Raw genomic sequence first — 1,309 nt, 5'->3', positions numbered from 1 at the left:
ACGACATCTACGCCAAGCGCGCACGGCTCAGTCGTCTGCCCATTCGGCAGACCTGTAGTGGTCTAATTTCCTCGGACAGGTCGATAGGAGGACAATCCTGAATCGACGAGGAAAAAGAGCAAGATGACAAGAAGGCGCCGACAATTTGACGCCAGCTTCAAGCTGGAAGTGGTACGGATGGTGCGAGACCAGGGACTATCGGTCAGCGAAGTGTGCAGGTCGATGGACCTTGTTGAGACAGCCGTGCGTCGCTGGGTGGCGCAGTACGATGCGGAGCGTGGCGGCGGCCCCGGCGAGGGCAAGCCGCTGACGGCTGAGCAGCAGCGTATCCGGCAGCTTGAGGCGGAAAACCGGCAACTGCGCGAGGACAACGCGCTGCTAAAAAAAGCATCGGCCTTCTTTGCCCGGGAACTGAAGTGATTTACCGCGTGGTAACTCATTTGCAACAGGAGGCCGTATCGGTCAGTCACGCCTGCCGGGTTTTGCAGGTGAGCCGCTCTGGCTACTATGCGCACCGGAGTACCAGGCCGAGCGCGAAAAGGCTGCAGGAACAGACGCACGTCAAAGCAGCATTCGCCGCGAGCGGCGCGAGCTATGGTAGCCGCCGCGTGATGCATGCACTGCGGGAGCAAGGTCTACGAATTGGTCGTTACCGGGTGCGTACGGTGATGCGCGAAGCGGGCCTGCGCACGAGCTGGAAGCGCAAGTTCGTCTCGACGACCGACAGCAGGCATACGCTACCTGTGGCAGCGAACGTGCTCGACAGGCAGTTTGACGTGGCCGAGCCCAATCGCGCATGGGTTTCGGACATCACTTATATCCGCACGGCGCAGGGCTGGCTCTATCTGGCAGTCGTGCTGGACCTGTATTCGCGCAGGGTAGTCGGCTGGTCAATGGCACCAACCATGCCGGCTGAATTGGTCATGTCGGCGTTGACCATGGCGCTGCAGCAGCGTCGGCCAGCACCGGGACTGGTTCTGCATTCGGACAGGGGCAGCCAGTATGCAAGCGAGGACTACCAGGCCTTGCTGAAGCAGCATCACGTGGTTTGCAGCATGAGCCGCAAGGGAAATTGTTGGGACAATTCCGTGATGGAGAGATTCTTCCTGAACCTCAAAATGGAGCGTGTGTGGCAGCGTCAGTACGCCAACCACGATGAGGCTCGGCGCGATATCAACCACTACATCGTCTCTTTCTACAATCCGGTGCGCTTGCACTCCACGCTGGGTTATCTGTCGCCCGCCGCCTACGAGGCGAAACCGACAGCGAAAGAACCTATCTGCCTGTCCGAAATTAGTTGACCACTACA

1 protein-coding gene is annotated in these 1,309 nt (G+C 59.4%); it reads left to right on the top strand.

The window, feature by feature from the left end; all coding sequences use genetic code 11:
• Positions 1-123: 123 nt before the first annotated feature.
• A protein-coding gene (locus BN2476_RS36860) for an IS3 family transposase (protein WP_218274575.1) occupies positions 124-1,301 on the top strand; the annotation gives its coding sequence in 2 pieces (ribosomal slippage) (positions 124-391 and positions 391-1,301; 1,179 coding nt in all).
• Positions 1,302-1,309: the final 8 nt, after the last annotated feature.

This window comes from Paraburkholderia piptadeniae (assembly GCF_900007165.1).
GTDB classification, from domain to species: domain Bacteria; phylum Pseudomonadota; class Gammaproteobacteria; order Burkholderiales; family Burkholderiaceae; genus Paraburkholderia; species Paraburkholderia piptadeniae.
The sequence above is the reverse complement of the archived record's forward strand: the minus strand, read 5'-3'. Positions and strand labels throughout refer to the sequence as shown.